Annotated in this window: 1 protein-coding gene; it reads left to right on the top strand. The window is 34.4% G+C overall.

All coding sequences use genetic code 11. The features are described from left to right. Window positions 1-601, top strand: a 601-nt coding sequence (locus CCZ01_RS09995) for a putative barnase/colicin E5 family endoribonuclease (RefSeq protein WP_458692871.1), incomplete at both ends; no start/stop codon positions are given.

Below are 601 nucleotides of genomic sequence, written 5' to 3'. Positions count from 1 at the left end.
GCTTTTAAGAGAATCAAGAGATTTTAAAGGTGAAGGTGAGTTTAATGCACAAGTTGCAGGAGCATTCTATAAAGAAGGCTTAGGGGATATTGATTTAGTGTGGGGAAATGAGAAAATGGGATTAAGGCATATTTTAGAGCGTAGAAGTAGCCAATGGGGAGAAGAGAAAGCATTAAAGTTTGTGAATGATTTAGATTCTATTATCCAAGATTCTAAGGTGAAGAGCGGACACAACAATACAATTGAATTAATTACACCAAAACACACTATTATCGTGGCTAATCGAAACGATAGAACATTTGTTATAAGTGGATTTAGGGATAGTAGTAATAAAAATAAGCTTAAGTCGTTGGATAACCAGCCGACAGGCCACGAGGCTAATTTTACAAGCGAATCGGTTTTTGAACATAAAGCATCAAACGTTCTTCCGCAAAACCAACAACCCAATTATACCACAAATTTAATAAATAATGTAGATTTCACAGCAAAATATGCGAAGTTAAAAGAACAGCTTTTTACTGAAGTAAGACAAAGCTTTGAAAACGAAATAAAACAAAGTGCGGAAATGAGCGAATTCTATCTACAAAGACTTTTAAACTCT

Source organism: Helicobacter monodelphidis (genome assembly GCF_003288845.1).
Taxonomy (GTDB): domain Bacteria; phylum Campylobacterota; class Campylobacteria; order Campylobacterales; family Helicobacteraceae; genus NHYN01.
The sequence above is the reverse complement of the archived record's forward strand: the minus strand, read 5'-3'. Positions and strand labels throughout refer to the sequence as shown.